This is a genomic window from bacterium (assembly GCA_016700035.1).
Classification (GTDB): Bacteria; Patescibacteriota; Saccharimonadia; order CAILAD01.
In genome coordinates, this window is sequence record CP064998.1 from 312,683 (window position 1) to 328,731 (window position 16,049).

Consider the following 16,049-nt stretch of genomic DNA (forward strand, 5'->3'; position numbering starts at 1 on the left):
ACAGCTTGTAGTCTTACGGCCAAACTCCCCAAGTGAGGAAAATCTCATGCGGGGAGTTTTGGTTTATAGGAAAAGCTATAGCAGGTATAATAATTACTGATGAAACCAATAATTGATCGTTTAACGAGGCTTTTAGAGCAGGTGCAGGGGGCAATCAGCCAACTTCATCTGGACTCTGAGCAAAAGGTGCTTGACGAGCTGGAGGCTCGCATGCTGGCGCCTGATTTTTGGTCCGACCAGGGTGAGGCGCAAAAAATTAGCCAAGAAGTGGCTATGCTTCGAAAATTTATTGATAGCTGGCGCGTTATGGAAGATTCGATTAAAACCATGCTTGAACTGGCTCAGATATCTGACGAATCATTGCTTGACGCTTTAACTAAGTCTACAGACGAGATTGAAGACTCGGTTCGGCAGATGATGATTACTGTTAAGCTGGCTGGTGATTATGATAAGAATACGGCTATTGTGCAGATTTCGGCTGGAGTTGGTGGCACAGATGCTCAAGATTGGGCTGAGATGCTACTTACGATGTACTCGCGAGCAGCTGAAAAGCTCGATTTGGTTGCTAGTTTGGTGGATATCTCACGCGGTGAAGAGGCGGGGATAAAGTCGGCCACGCTAGAAATTACTGGTCCATTTGCTTTTGGTAAGCTTAAGAGTGAAAAAGGGGTGCATCGGCTGGTGCGTCTTTCACCATTTAATAGTGATAGCTTACGTCAGACCAGTTTTGCGTTGGTAGATGTGGTACCAGAAATTCCAATGGAGGGAATTGATTTAGATGAGAAGGATCTGCGGATTGATGTGTATCGAGCTGGTGGACATGGCGGCCAGAGTGTTAATACAACCGATTCAGCGGTGCGAGTTACTCATCTTCCGACCGGAATTGTGGTTTCTATTCAAAATGAGCGCTCGCAACTCAAAAATAAGGCTAAGGCACTATCTATTTTAGGGGCTAAGTTGGCGGAATTGGCGCGTGAACAACATCTGGAATCAATCGCTGAATTACGTGGTAAAGTACAGTCAGCTGATTGGGGTCAACAGATCCGGAGCTATGTCTTACACCCTTATAAAAAGGTTAAAGATCATCGCACTGGCTATGAAACCAGCGATACCGAAGCGGTTTTAGCTGGTGAGATTGAGCCATTTATTGAAGCTTACTTATTAAAGACTCTCGATAAAAAGTCATAAAATATCAAATTAACTGTTGACATAACAAGCATAAGCGTGTAATATAGGTGCATTATGAATACTATAAGTCTTATTATCCAACTGCCAACACCTGGCTTGTTTTCAGCGTACGTCGATGAAGCGACTGTTTCTCGCGTCGTAAGACTCGTGGTTATTTGAGCTACTTAGCTGTAGCAACTGAACTCTTTTTATAAAACATCTGTTGAATCAGACATATTTTTCAAGAATAGATCAGGACTTATCCACGAGGATAACAAATCTTGGTTCTATGGTCTATATTATGTCTCTTTAACAACTTTGTGAATTTTGGTAAAAATATCTGTTTTTGATTGATTTTAAAAATAAAGAATATTTTTAGTGGCCTTTTCTGGGGTGGTGCTGATGCATACGCACCGCCACGGAGGTGGTTTTTCTCTTAGCCTAGAGCTTTAAAACTTCACTCCGAATCTTCACAAGTAAAGATTAGCCGACCATCCACTGATGAAAGGATTGCTATGCTACGACGATACCTAGCTCTATACAGAGCGATGGGACAGTACGAGCGTTGCCAGCAAGAACGCGGTGCTATTGTGCGGAACATCTGGCTCACCCTGGCCTTTATGTTGGTTGGTGAGACGATGTTGCTTTTTCAGGCTTATCCCTTGAAGATGTACATCGATACCGGCTTGCACAGCGATCGGGTGTTACGTTGGACAATTGGTGTAACGATTGCGGTTCTGGTGGCTTACGGGATTGAGGAAGCTTTTGACCGTTTGGCCGACCGCTACCGTTTTCGCGCTCTGTGGGGGAATTATGCCCTCATCAATGTACTGGGTGCACAGCATTTGCTGGCACTTGGCACGACTTATCACACCGAGAATTCGGCTGGTGAGAAGGATTCGATTGTGGCACGTAACCATAAAAAGGTTGATGTTTTGACAGATCAGATCTGTTTTAATGTCGTACCACTGTGCTTTCGGATTGTAGCAATTCTTGTTTTCAGTTTTACGGCTGATTGGCGAGCCGGGCTTTTGGCCTTGAGCTCAGTTATTCTCTATGGCGCAACGATGTTGTGGTCGCAGAGTTTGAGCCGTCCGCATTTCGTAAAATACCGGGCGCAAATGAAGTATCTGGAAAAGTCTGAAGCCGAGCTTTCGCACCATGCCATCACCATTGATGAGCAAGGTTTGACGCGAGAGTTTGCCGATCGTCATGCCGAGAGCATGGACGAGCTGGTGGCTTCGGAGCGGGTAGCTGTGCCGAAATGGCGTCAGCACCTCGGTTATCAGATGATTTGTTTGGCCTTCTTGCGCGCCACTTACTATCCAGTTGCCCTGCTGGCCTGGAGGGGTGGTGTATCAGTTGGTACTTTGATTCTACTGTCTGGTATTTTGGAGCGTATGTGGAGCAATCTCAATCGCTTCCAGGAATTGCAGCGTGTTTTGCGTGAAGGTTTGCCGGCTCTCGATGAGCTGACGGAGCTTTTTAAGACTCAGCCTGAAGTGGTTGCACCACTCAAGCCAGTGCTCATCACAAATCCACGTGGTGAAATTGCTTTTTCCGATGTTACATATCGTTATGGTGATAGTGGTCAGCCAGCTTTGAGTGGCATCAACTTTACAATTCACCCAGGTGAGATGGTTGCGCTGGTAGGGCGTTCTGGTAGTGGTAAGTCAACTTTGGCGCGTCTGGTGATGCGCCTGTATGACCCTACTACTGGAAAAGTTAGTTTTGATGGCGTAGATTTGCTAGAAATCTGTCCGCAGTATCTGCGACGCGAATTAATTGGTTATGTAGCACAAGACAACGTGCTGTTTGACCGCTCGATTGGTGACAATATCCGCTTGGGCTGTATTGATGCCGCAGAAGATGCTGTGCGTCAGGCCGCTGAGATGAGCGCAATTGCTGATTTTATCGAGTCTCTTCCAGAAGGATATGACACGATTGTTGGTGAGCGTGGTATCAAGCTCAGTGGTGGTCAGCGGCAACGATTGGCTCTAGCTCGCGCTTTGATCAAGCGACCAGCCTTGTTGGTTCTCGATGAGCCAACTAGTGCTTTGGATGCCCAAAGTCAGGATTTCGTTAAGATTACACTGCGTAAGCTGGCTGAGAGTCAGGATTTGTCGGTGCTAATTATTGCTCATCGCCTGTCGACGATTGAGCCGGCCGATCGGATTGTTTCAATGCAAGACGGTCGAGTCGAGTTTGTTGGCACAGCCGAAGAGCATGAAGCCTTTAATGGCATTTACTGCGATCTCAAGCGCCGAGAGAGCTTGTGAGGTACTTACCCTTCTGCAATTATGTAGGAGGGTTTTTTAAGTTATTCGATTCGTTCTAAGGTGGCACCGAGGGCTTGTAGGCGTTCTTCAATCCGTTCGTAACCACGATCGATGTGTTCAATACGGTCAATCATAGTGGTGCCTTGGGCAATCAGAGCGGCAATAAGAATAGTAGCTCCAGCGCGAATGTCAAAGCTAATAAGATCGGCGCCAGCCAGTGGTGTGGGGCCGGTAATTAGTCCAGTGTGAGTGTCGCGGATAGCTACGGCTGCTCCCATACGTTGGAGCTCAAACAGATACTGTAAGCGACCTTCATAGAGAGTTTCAAATATTTCTGATGTACCAGCACATTGGGTAAGTAGAACGGCCAGTGGTGCTTGGAGGTCGGAAGGAAAATTCGGGTAGGGTTGAGTGCGGACACTAACAGCTTGATAGTCGCCACCGGACAGAATGTGAATAGTTTTGTCATCAGGTAAACGGTATTCCACACCGATCTGGTCAAATAGCGTAAGCAATACGTCGTGTTCATCACGCAAAAAATCATGCACCACGACATCACCGCGCGAAGCCGCCGCTGCAATGGCGATGGTGCCACTCTCTAGCTGATCGGGTGGGACGCGAAAGTGGGCACCATGTAGCTTGGCGACACCATGAATGATTAGGTTGTGAGTGCCAACTCCTTCAATTTGCGCACCCATTTGACACAAAAGATTACAGAGCTCGACGACATGGGGTTCGAGTGCTACCATGCGTAGCTCGGTCGTGCCACTGGCTAGCACAGCGGCCATTATGGCATTTTCAGCACCAGTTACAGTTAGTTCACCGAGGACAATTCGACCTCCTTGAGGCTGACCAGAGATAGTAATATGGCTACGATTGCGCTCCACAGTTAGCCCCATAGCTTGAAATGCCTTGAGGTGGGAGGCAAGTGGTCGGGCGCCAATAATATCGCCACCTGGCTGGGCGGCAGTGATCTTACCAAGTCGTGCAACGGCCGACCCAAGTACCAGTACGGAGGCTCGCATTTTTGCTGTTAATTCGTCTGGTATAGTGGCGGTGGCTAGTGAGTTGGCTTGAATAGTGACAGTGTGGCCTTCGCGCCGAACTGAAGCGCCGAGTGAAGCAAGGATGTTGAGCATCACATCAACATCAGATATTTGAGGGACATTTTCTAACGTTAGCGGCTCATCTGTTAGGAGGCTGGTAGCCAGCATTGGCAAAACGGCATTTTTAGACCCAGCCGTAAACCATTCTCCGCGCAGGTGAGTGGGGCCAGTGATGGCAAGCTTTGTCATAATTATATTGTAGCAGGCTTTTTATTGTTGGTGACAAGTCCACAAGCTCAAGCGTGTATGCTAAAATAAGTGCATACGTGATTTTACTTGATCGAGTTTCAGTGATGTATCCAAATAAGACGGTCGCTCTGTCGGGCGTTAGTTTGCATATTCAGCCAAAAGAATTCGTTACAGTAGTTGGCTCATCTGGGGCTGGTAAATCGACACTGATTCGCTTACTTATAAAAGAAGAATCTCCAACCAGTGGCAAGATAATAGTTGGCTCAATTGATTACGATACTATTGGAAAAACTAGTATTCCTCATTTGAGGCGTCGGATTGGGGTGGTGTTTCAGGACTTTAAACTACTACCAAACCTTACCGTGTATGAAAATGTAGCTTTTGCGCTGGAGGCCAGTGGGGTACGGACTTCGGAAATTAAGCGGGCTGTGCCGAAGATCTTGCAGTTGGTTGGGTTGGCTGAAAAAGCTAACAACTATCCGCGTGAGATTTCTGGCGGTGAAAAGCAACGTGTTGCGATTGCCCGTGCTTTGGTGCGTAATCCAAAAATTTTGATTGCCGATGAGCCAACTGGTAATCTTGATCCCAAAAACTCTTGGGATATCATCGAACTACTCTTAAAAATCAATAAATTTGGCACAACAGTACTTCTCACAACCCATAATAAAGAAATTGTCAATGCCTTGAAGCGTCGAGTAATTACAATCCAGAATGGACGCATCTTAAAAGATGAAAAAGTCGGGCGGTACGTTCTATAGTGGAAGCGAGTAGGAGGGTGAAACCATAATGATAACGCTGTGGCGCATGTTTAAAACTGGGTTTAGAAATCTGTTTCGTAATGCCTGGCTTTCGATTGCCGCTACTGCCATTATGGTGGTGACTTTGGTAATTGTGGCATTCTTTGCCTTCTCAGCATTATTTTTACAGAACCAGCTAGCAGCTGTGCGTGACAAGATCGACCTGACTGTTTTCTTGAAGGATGAAGCTACTCCAGACCAAGTCAAGAAATTGCAGGCCAATATTCAGGTAATGCCCAATGTTAAAGAAGTTAAATATGTTTCAAAAACTGATGCTTTGGAGCGTTTGCGCAATAGCTCTAAAGATGGCGAACAATTAGCTAAAACGGCGGCTGATATTGGCAACCCACTCCCAGCTTCTTTGGAGGTGCGGACTGCCACTTTGGAAGATTTAGACTCGTTAAATAGTCAGATAAAATCGGATGGAGCCGCTACCATTGTGGCAAGTACCAGCAATGACGATAGTGATGTACGACGTAAGGTGGTGGATAGAATTGTTTCTATCTCACGCGGAGTTTCCCAGGTTGGAACAGTAATTTCGGCAGCCTTTTTACTAATTAGTCTAATGATTATCTTTAATACTATTCGCATGGCGATTTTTACCCGGCGCGAAGAAATTGAGATTATGAAGTTAGTTGGTGCAACAAACTGGTATATTCGAGGGCCTTTCCTCATTGAAGGAGCGATGTATGGGGTGATTGGTGCAACTATTGCGATGGCCATTACTCTGCCACTAATTAACGTTGCTAAACCACTATTTACCAGCTATTTTAATGCTAGCGAAGTGGTAACTTTTGTGACCGATCGGATCTTTTTAGTGACACTGGCGATGTATACACTTGGGATTGTCATTGGTACATTATCTAGTTTTCTAGCTATTTCGAGGCACTTGAAGCTTTAGCGGTTTTTGTGTTAGACTAATGGCGATGCTTACTGCTTTGAAATAAACAAGGGGGTAGAAGCAAAAAGGAGGGTGATGATCTTAAGTCGACATCAAAAAGCCACAAATAAATACCAACGCTATGGACGCATAATCTCTATTTTAATCGCAGTTGGTGTTTTTGGCGTTCTAGCACCAACGGCACTGGCAGTTGATTATGACTCACAAATCAATGCCCTAAGAGATCAGATTAATCAGAATAAAAACTCTGCCAATCAAAAACGTGCTGAGGGTAATACATTACAAGCCAAAGTAGCGGCATTAAATGCTGAGATTTCGGCTGCACAGAGTGCGTTAAATTTGACTCGAACTGAAATTACTAAGACTACTGAGGAGTTAGACCGTCAAAATGCTGAATTAAATCAGCAAATTGAAAACTTGAAGCAAAATCTAAAGACAATGTATAAGGATCGCGATGTGACACCTATGGAGGTGCTGGCTTCAAGTGAGAACCTGTCTGATTTTGTTGGTAAACAGCAGTACATGGACGACCTAAAGGATAAGATAGAGTCTAATATTGCAGAAATTAGTCGCTTAAAGGCGGAATTGGAACAGAAAAAAGTTGCATTGACAGAAAAAGCTACGGCCGAGAAAGCCCAGGTTGCAAATATTGCCGAAAAGCGAGCAGAGCAACAAGCACTACTAGCGCAGACCAGGGGTGAAGAAGCTGCTTATCAAAATATAGTAAAACAGAATGAGTCGCAGTTGGCAGCCGTGTTTGCAGCCCGGGCTGAAGAAATTCGACGCAATGCCGCAGCTGGTGGTAGTTTTAGGCCGGGTGGTCAGTGTGGTGGTGGATATCCAGACGTGTGGTGTCGTGCTGCGCAAGATAGCCTAGTGGATGATTATGGCTATTACAATCGTGAGTGCGTCAGCTATGCGGCCTGGAAACGAGCGTCAATTGGGCGTATGGTGCCGCGCTATTGGGGTAATGCTAATCAGTGGTGGCCTCGTGGAAGTGCTAGTGTAACCCCCGCCTACGGAGATATCGTGGCTTGGCCCAATGGTCCTTGGGGGCATGTTGCAATCGTAGAATCTAATAATGGTGACTCTATTACTATTAGCGAATACAATTACAGTCCGCGTGGTGGCTTTTCGACACGGACAATTCCATTTAGTCAGTTAGGCAACGCACGCTACATTAAATGAGCTATCTATAGAATAAATTATCAACATGCTACACAAAAATAAAAATAAATCAGGCCGGTTATTTCGCGCTATATTTGGTGGATTATTTCTGTTTGTAGCAGTGGTGTCGGCGACGGTGTGGTACCAAGCTCAACCAGCTCATGCCGATGATTTACAGCCTTTAATAGATGCTGTAACGCGTCAAATTCAAGATAATCAAGCTATAGTTAACCAAAAACAAGCCGAAGGTGACACATTGCAAAATCGGCTGACCGCGATTCAAGCTGAACTGTCGGCTGCTCGATCAAATCTAGAGCTAACTCGTCTGCGTATCGATCAAACCAAACTAGATCGCAAGAATACCGAAGCTGATCTTAAAAAGACTACCGAGTTATTACGTCAGAATATCGCAGCTGCTTATAAGCAGGGGGATATATCGCCAATTGAGATCTTAGCCTCGAGCGAAAATCTGTCAGATTTTGTTGGCCGTCAGGAGTATTATGATGCACTACGTAAGAAAATTACCGAAAATGTGGATAGCATAAAGCTAGCCAAGAAACAGCTGGAAGAATTTTCGCGCCAATTAAAAATCAAGGAAGAGCAACAGCGCTTAGAAGAAAAGGCAATTGCTGCCAAAGAAACAGAGCAGGCAGAGTTACTGGCTAAGACGCGGGGCGATGAGGCAATTTATCGCGCATTAGTTGAAGCCGATACGACGCGGCTTGCTACCTTGCGGGCTCAGCAGTCGGCCGCTATTGCGGCTCAGAGTTTGGGGCGTAACTTTTCATTAACTACGGAATATCCTTGGACTGCGGTTGAGCCATTCCCGAGTCGCGGTGTAGACCCTTGGGGCTTTTATTATCGACAATGTACTAGCTATGCGGCCTGGAAACGAGCCTCAATTGGCCGACCATTACCAGCTTGGGGATTTTTGGGGCCGGCTAATGCTAAGCAGTGGCCAGAATGGGCTGGTAAATTTGGTATGCGTGTAGATACAACTCCAGAAGTAGGAGCAGCTGCAGTTTATCCAGTGGGAGAGTATGGGCATGTCATGATTGTAGAGGGTATAGTATCAAATGGTGCGCAAGTGTTAGTTTCGGAGTTTAATGCTGATTGGGGTGGGCATTATTCACAGTCGCTGTGGCCAGTAAGCTCTCTTATTTTTATCCATTAGAATGTCATTATTTACTATTTAACTTAATCACTATACCAGAACCAGAAGAGAGGGTAATTAACAGCTTGTTCACTAAGCACTCTACCAACACATATAGTTCATATACGGACACTCTTTACAGATTTGTAAAATTAAGTTTTTTGGGTATTTTTAAATTCTTATGCTAAACTTTAACTAAGCATTAGTACTTAAGTACTAATAAAGTATTCTAATGAGGGAGCTATACTTTTTAATGAACCAACTAATAGCAAAGTTAATACATCAGCCATCAACCAATCTCAAAACTAATCTATCTACAACTACCCAGTCCATCAAAACTAACAAACTATCTCTAGCCTTCCGTCTAACTCTAGGCCTAGTCTTATTCTCTGCTGTACTAATAGGCATCAACCACCAATCCAAAGCATTAGCAGAAGTAAACAACAACTACACCTGGACCCAACGCAAGAATGGGTTTGTTGGCGATCAAATGAGCTGGTCCTCTATCACCAGCTCCGCCGACGGCACCAAACTAGCTGCTGTAGCTAGGAACGGCTCCATCTACACCTCGGCTGATTCTGGCACCACCTGGACTGAACAAACGGCGGCTGGCTCCAGAGACTGGCTCTCCATCACCAGCTCGGCTGATGGCACTAAACTAGTTGCTGTAGTAAGCGGTGGCTCCATCTACACCTCCACCGACTCCGGCACCACCTGGACAGAGCAAACGGCGGCTGGATCCAGATACTGGATCTCCATCGCCAGCTCCGCTGACGGCACCAAACTAGCTGCAGTAGATAATGACGGTGGCTCCATCTACACCTCGGCTGATTCTGGCGCTACCTGGAGTGAACAAACAGCGGCTGGATCCAGATACTGGACATCCATCGCCAGCTCCGCTGATGGCACTAAGCTAGCCGCTGTAGCAAATGGCGGCAGCATCTACACCTCGGCTGATTCTGGCACCACCTGGACAGAGCAAACGGCGGCTGGATCCAGATACTGGATCTCCATCGCCAGCTCCGCTGACGGCACCAAACTAGCTGCAGTAGCAAATGGTGGCTCCATCTACACCTCGGCTGATTCTGGCACCACCTGGACAGAGCAAACGGCGGCTGGATCCAGATACTGGTACTCCATCACCAGCTCCGCCGACGGCACTAAGCTAGCTGCTGCAACATACGGCGGCTCCATCTACACCTCCACTGATTCTGGCGCTACCTGGAGTGAACAAACGGCGGCTGGCTCCAGAAGCTGGTACTCCATCACCAGCTCCGCCGACGGCACTAAACTAGCTGCTGTAGCTAGGAACGGCTCCATCTACACCTCTACTGACTCTGGTGCCACCTGGACAGAGCAAACGGCGGCTGGATCCAGATACTGGATCTCCATCGCCAGCTCCGCTGACGGCACTAAACTAGCAGCCGTAGCATATAACGGCTACATCTACACCTCCACCGACTCTGGCGTTACCTGGACAGAACAAACCGCGGCTGGCTCCAGAAACTGGTACTCCATCACCAGCTCCGCCGACGGCACCAAACTAGCTGCAGTAGATAATGACGGTGGCTCCATCTACACCTCGGCTGATTCTGGCGCTACCTGGAGTGAACAAACAGCGGCCGGTTCCAGAGACTGGTCCTCCATCACCAGCTCCGCCGACGGCACTAAGCTAGCTGCTGCAACATACGGCGGCTCCATCTACACCTCCACTGATTCTGGCGCTACCTGGAGTGAACAAACGGCGGCTGGCTCCAGAAACTGGCGCTCCATCACCAGCTCGGCTGATGGCACTAAACTAGTTGCTGTAGTAAGCGGTGGCTCCATCTACACCTCCACCGACTCCGGCACCACCTGGACCGAACAAACTAGCGCTGGCTCCAGAAGCTGGCAATCCATCACCAGTTCCGCCGACGGCACCAAACTAGCTGCTGTAGTAAATGATGGCTCCATCTACACCTCGGCTGATTCTGGCGTAACTTGGTTATTGGTAAGTTTAGCTCCAGATATTTACCCGCTTACTGCTACATATGCCAGTTCTAATAGCCAGCTATTTATTGGAGGAGCCAAGATAATAGATATGGATAATATGATATTTGAAAATGCCCTCTACACTTCAAATGACAACGGTCAGACTCTTACCGATATATCTATGCCAAACTCTTCAAAGTATTGGATCTCCATCACCAGCTCCGCTGACGGCACCAAACTAGCTGCTGTAGTAAGTGGCGGCTCCATCTACACCGGCAGCATAGAAGGCGAAGTAGTAGATCCACCAACTCCACCACCAAGCTCCAACACCGCTCAACTCACCACCCCCACTAGCCCTCTCTCTACCTTCTCTCTAAAACCAGTATCTCTAACCACCCCCACTGGCACTACCATTAACTCTAGCTCTACTGTCCCAGAATCTTCCCTAGTAACCCAAGACAACAACAACCAATACCCACTAGGCCTAGTAAACTTTAGCTTTACCACTAACCAAAGCTCTAACCAAGTAGTATTAAACTTTGAAACAGACTTAAAACCAAACCAAGTAACACCCAGAAAGTATAATCCTAACTCTAAGACCTATACCAACTTACCTACTAACGCTAATGTATCTATAACCGAAACCACTATAAATAATAAACACTATCTAGTTCTAACCTATACCATCATAGACAATGGTGAACTAGACCTCGATCCAGCAGCTGGTACTATCTCTGACCTAGTCGGACTAGCCGTATCTAACTCTACCTATGACCAACTAGCGAGTACTGGGGAGAATACTCAACCAATACTACTAGCTACGGTACTATTTCTAGTAAGTGGCATAATTATAGTTGCTGGAGTTCTAGGGGTATTTAGTAGAAGGAAGATGCATATCCAAGTGGGAAGGCAATAACTGTGAGTAATCTAAGACTGACTAAATTAACTACACTAAATAGACTAACAAGTTTATTTAAGAGAACTAACTACCTAGCCCTTAGCCTAATAATAAGCCTAACCTCAATTCTACCCATACTACTACCAGCCTCGGCAAATGCTGCTCCATCCACCCCACCAGATTCTTGCTTTAACTTTGATTCAGGTACAGGCACTATTACCGATTATTATGACTATGAGGGCAACAACAACTCTAACCCCGCCTGCACCAGAGAACCCATTATACCCGGCACGATTGGTGGCAATGTAGTAACTGTAATTGGTAGCTCTGCCTTCTCTAGCAAACAACTCACCAGCGTTACAATTGGTAACTCTGTAACTTCTATTGATGAAGGTGCCTTCGCTGGCAACCAACTCACCAGCGTCATCATTGGTAACTCTGTAGCTTCTATTGGTGGCTCTGCTTTTAATGCCAATATGCTTGAAACTGTAACTTTATCTAGTAATTTGTCGGGTCTTACGAGTGGTACAATTTTTACCAATAATAAGATCCAAGAAATGCAAATACCTGATTCAATAACACTTATTGATACTTATACTTTTTTTGCACAGTCGCCAATAGGTGCAGGCTCTTATTATGCTTTTATGAATAATGATTACTCTGCTCTAAACCAATACATGGCGACTAGTTGGTATGCTCGGTTGTTTACTAGCCCGGGGAATCCTAATAATCTTACAGATTCTTATGCTGTGGAGAGTGTCTTTGGTATGGATATGAACTCTGATGGTGATATGAACGACTCAATTGGTGGCCACCTCATCAACCCAAGTAGAGTAACCACCAACTACAAAGACACAAATGGCAACACCATTGCCCCCAGCACCACAGCTACTGGCACAGGTTTATCTTCCTACCTAGCAGTAGACAACCCAACTAATAACCTAAGCTTGTACTACAAAGCTGGTAATAGCTACACCGTACCACCAGCCCCATTTATACCTGGCTACACCATCCAAACCACACCAAGTAACATAGCTAGCCTAACAGCTGGTAATAACTCTATAGACTATATCTATACAGCTAACAGTAACAATGAAGACAACACACTCTCCACCCCACTCTCCAACAGCACCACTAGCTACCTAGTCCTACCAGATGATGTAACTAACCCTAGCTTTACTACTACACCAACTAACACTATCCCCAGTGATACAGCCTACTCCTTCCCAACTAGCCTAGTATCCTTTCAATTCGACACCACACCTGGATCAACTAAAGCTATAACTCTGTACTTTGATCTTCCCGGTAACCCATCAGACTACACAGCCAGAAAGTACGACACCAATAACCATAGCTTTAGTACCATAGCCTCGGCAACCATAACTAGAGAAACCTATAACAACAAATCTCTACTAAAACTAACCTACAACATCACAGACGGAGACAACCTAGATCAAGACCACACAGTCAACGGAACAATCATAGACCCAGTAGGTTTAGCTACTAACACAGTTGGTGCACCACAGACTGGAGTGGGGCGATGGGAGAGTAGTTGGGTTGCTACAATTCTTAGCTTCTTTGGGCTATAGGTTAGCAAGGTATATTTGAATAATTCAAATGATGCTTTAGGGTGTTGACTTGCTTGCTATGTTTTCTAGCTATATCTTAGAATTGGTATTAGTAAATAAGGTGGGTGGGTGAAGAAAAAGTTACAACGAAGAACAGCAGTAGTTAAAAGTCATATTGTGGCTCGGCTGGAAGTAGTTATTCCGTGCCATAACGAAGCCGAGACGCTACGGGATAATATTGAAAAAGTTGTTGCGTTTTTGGCGCAAAATTTTTCTGATGACTGGTATATATCCATCGTAGATAGTGGTAGTACTGATGACACGCGAAAGATCGCTCAAGATTTAGCTCATAATTATAAGTCGGTGAAAGTACTTACTATAAATGAGCCTGGTCGAGGGTTGGCGCTTCGGATGGCAATTCGAGCCAGTCGGGCAGAATTTCTAGTATACATGGATGAAGATTTGTCGACCGATTTGGAAATTGTTCCTCAGATACTAGAAGCACTTGATAAGCAACCAAAGACTTTTATAACTGCTAGTCGATTCATGCGAGAGTCGGTAGTTCGTCGTAGTTGGTTAAGGCGGGTTATGTCGATTGGCTATTCGTGGCTAGCACGGATATTTTTATCAATTAACGTTAAAGACCTGCAGTGTGGCTGTAAGGGTTTTCGCGTGAGTGACGTGAAGCCGATATTGGCTAAGGTGCAGGATAATCAGTGGTTTTTTGATACAGAGCTTTTTTATAGGGCGCGACAAGATGGATATAGCCTAGTGGAGCTGCCAGCACACTGGCAAGAGTCAAGCCGGACAAGCGTACGGTATGGCTCAACGATTTATAGATTTCTACGCGGGTTGAATCGTTTGGCACATGAACGCAGTAAGTGGCGCCATCTGGATGCAGTAATTTTGGCCTCTCTACTAATATTGTTTTCAGGCCTGACAATACCCGCACTGTTAAAAAATGGTTGGGCAAATTCTTACTATACAGCCGCGGCATTAGCGGGCGCTAAAAGTTGGCAAGCCTTTTTCTTTGGGGGTTTTGATATGGCTGGTTATATATCCGTAGATAAGCCGCCTCTTGCAATATGGGTATCGGCCTTATCGGTGCGGATTTTAGGAACGCATGGTTGGGCGGTGCTTTTGCCCCATGTTTTAGCCGGCATAGCGACAATGGCTGTAGTTTATGTGATGGTGAGGCGTTATTTTGGTACATTATCAGCTTGGGTGGCAGGTGTGTTTTTTGCCTTTACGCCAATTGCGGTAGTGGTTTTTAGATACAACAATCCTGATGCCGTTTTAACTCTTTGCCTAACATTAGCCACTTACGCTTTTTTGCGAACCCTCGAACGGCCAAGTTGGCGCTGGTCAATATTGGCCGGCAGTATGGTTGGTGCGGCCTTTATGACGAAGATGCTCCAAGCGCTGATAGTGGTTCCGGTATTTATAGTGGGTTATTTTATGTTTGCCAAGCCAAATTGGCGTCAGCGCTGGCGCGATCTAATTGTGGCGTCATCAGCATTCTTAATTGCCTCTTTGTGGTGGCCGATTGTAGTGTGGGTAACGCCAGCAAGCAGTAGGCCATACATCGGCGGAACGGTTACGAATAATATATGGGAATTGATTGTTGGTTATAACGGATTAAATCGGTTACTTGGCAAGGATTGGTATCAGCCCACTGGCGAATTGCTGGGGGCAGCATTTGGTGGCCATATTGGAATCTTGCGATTTTTTAATGAGGCTTTTGGCTCGGTGATAGCCTGGGCACTCCCGTTAGCGTTATTGCTTGGAGGATTGTTGGTGACGCAGATGTGGCAAGCAAGAGCTTCGAAGCAATTTCGGGCAGTTGTGGTTTGGCTATTATTCGTCGGTTTGCATATTCTAACGATTAGCTTTACAAAAGGTACAATTCACCCCCACTATGCTGTTGTGATAGCTCCTATGGTAGCCTCGTTAGTTGCGGTGGCTTTTTGGTATTTTCGCGAAATAATTTTATTGCGCGACTATGATTCATGGGGGCTACTCTTAGGGATATTAATTATTGTTTTTAGCGCTAGTTTATTGCCTCTGTTTTTCTGGAAGGGAAGAGTATGGCCTCTATGGATAGTTGCGGTATCGATTGGCCTGGCGGTATTGGTGTTTGGTTTTTACGTGGTAGGGCGATTACGGAAAAGTAGTAGATTATTGTTGATTACTTGCTGGCTAGCTAGCTTGGCGCTGATTTTTGCACCGGCCGTATCAAGCTTAGCATCGGCACAATCTCAGCAGAGTGGGTTTATTATTTCAGCCGAGCCACTATCGGCAGATGTGTTAAAGCTTTGGCCTCCAGCTACTGAGTTACCGCCATTGATAAAGGACTTTTTGGAGCAGAATAGGGGGTCTACCAAGTGGATTGCCACTTCAATTACTAGCTATGATGTATCGGCAGTAGAGATTTCAACTGGCCAGCCGGCTATGGCAATTGGTGGCTTTAGTGGTGTTGATAACCCGATGAGTTTGAATGAGTTTATAGATAAAGTTAAGTCTGGTGAGGTACGTTATTTTATAGTTAATCGGCGCCAATCTAGTGAGGTTAGGCAATGTGGGCTGACTTTTCGATTTGATGCTCGCAAGGAAAATAATAGCCGCACGCGAGTTGAGCAGTGTGATGTAGCCAAACTAGATCATGATGAAAAATCATCCAATAATATTGCTGTTTGGGCGCAACAACACAGTCGTATTGGCGAGGTGGAGTTTAAAGACTGGGAAATTTACGACTTGAGCTCTAAACTTGTGCCACCTAATGCTGCCGGGCCGACTCATTAAATAGAAGACCTTGTTTATTGGTATTAAACTAGTTATGATTACATGGAAGAT

10 protein-coding genes are annotated in these 16,049 nt (G+C 45.8%); 9 read left to right on the forward strand and 1 reads right to left on the reverse strand.

All coding sequences use genetic code 11. From position 1 onward, the window contains the following. Nucleotides 1–99 precede the first annotated feature (99 nt). Entirely contained in the window at nt 100–1,188 is a 1,089-nt protein-coding gene (prfB, locus tag IPM44_01490) for a peptide chain release factor 2 (GenBank protein QQS27230.1), read from the forward strand. Between the two features lie 494 nt (nt 1,189–1,682). After that, entirely contained in the window at nt 1,683–3,446 is a 1,764-nt protein-coding gene (locus IPM44_01495; GenBank protein QQS27231.1) for an ABC transporter ATP-binding protein, read from the forward strand. A gap of 41 nt (nt 3,447–3,487) precedes the next feature. On the opposite strand, the gene murA is transcribed toward IPM44_01495, so the two are convergent. Further along, nucleotides 3,488–4,741 (reverse strand): UDP-N-acetylglucosamine 1-carboxyvinyltransferase, encoded by a 1,254-nt coding sequence (gene murA / locus IPM44_01500; GenBank protein QQS27232.1) that lies wholly within the window; start codon nt 4,739–4,741, stop codon nt 3,488–3,490. Between the two features lie 77 nt (nt 4,742–4,818). Here murA and ftsE point away from each other — a divergent pair, with 77 nt between their 5' ends. The 7 genes from ftsE to IPM44_01535 all read left to right on the forward strand — a co-directional run bounded on the left by ftsE (nt 4,819) and on the right by IPM44_01535 (nt 15,998). Then, entirely contained in the window at nt 4,819–5,499 is a 681-nt protein-coding gene (gene ftsE, locus IPM44_01505) for a cell division ATP-binding protein FtsE (GenBank protein ID QQS27233.1), read from the forward strand. Between the two features lie 28 nt (nt 5,500–5,527). Then, nucleotides 5,528–6,439, forward strand: coding sequence for an ABC transporter permease (locus IPM44_01510; protein ID QQS27234.1), 912 nt, complete (start codon nt 5,528–5,530; stop codon nt 6,437–6,439). Nucleotides 6,440–6,514: 75 nt separating this feature from the next. After that, complete coding sequence (locus IPM44_01515) at nt 6,515–7,627, forward strand: CHAP domain-containing protein (GenBank protein QQS27235.1); 1,113 nt, start codon at nt 6,515–6,517, stop codon at nt 7,625–7,627. Nucleotides 7,628–7,652: 25 nt separating this feature from the next. Further along, nucleotides 7,653–8,780, forward strand: a complete 1,128-nt coding sequence (locus IPM44_01520) for a CHAP domain-containing protein (protein ID QQS27236.1) — start codon at nt 7,653–7,655, stop codon at nt 8,778–8,780. A 232-nt stretch (nt 8,781–9,012) separates the two neighbouring features. Further along, a complete protein-coding gene (locus IPM44_01525) occupies nt 9,013–11,646 on the forward strand; it encodes a hypothetical protein (protein QQS27237.1) in 2,634 nt (877 codons plus the stop codon). Nucleotides 11,647–11,648: 2 nt separating this feature from the next. Then, entirely contained in the window at nt 11,649–13,217 is a 1,569-nt protein-coding gene (locus tag IPM44_01530) for a leucine-rich repeat protein (GenBank protein QQS27238.1), read from the forward strand. Nucleotides 13,218–13,325: 108 nt separating this feature from the next. Beyond that, nucleotides 13,326–15,998: a glycosyltransferase family 39 protein gene (locus tag IPM44_01535; protein ID QQS27239.1), complete on the forward strand. Its 2,673-nt coding sequence runs from the start codon at nt 13,326–13,328 to the stop codon at nt 15,996–15,998. Nucleotides 15,999–16,049 lie beyond the last annotated feature (51 nt).